Genomic DNA, 228 nt, shown 5'->3' with positions numbered 1-228 from the left:
GTGGCTTTGGCGAGCGGTTCGATCTGGCTGCACCTTGTCCCGACTAGCGCTGGATCGATCAGCCTGCAGTCCACCGCGCCGACGTACACATCTGCGGCAGGTACTGACACGGCTCAGGATGACCCGTCGAACAACACGGTCACGAAGACCTGGTTCTACCCGGGCACTTTTACCGATCCGTGGGACCGCGCCTATACAGGCTCCGGCGGCAGCAACTACGACAACACC

General features: G+C 61.8%; 1 protein-coding gene. It reads left to right on the top strand.

Annotation, left to right across the window (positions count from 1 at the left end):
• Positions 1 to 228: hypothetical protein (locus tag SB719_RS23145; protein WP_412160190.1), on the top strand; the 228-nt coding region annotated here is incomplete at both ends.

Origin of the sequence: Pantoea sp. SIMBA_079 (assembly GCF_046940275.1) — a bacterium.
In the GTDB taxonomy this organism is placed as follows: Bacteria; Pseudomonadota; Gammaproteobacteria; order Enterobacterales; family Enterobacteriaceae; genus Pantoea; species Pantoea borealis.
The sequence above is the reverse complement of the archived record's forward strand: the minus strand, read 5'-3'. Positions and strand labels throughout refer to the sequence as shown.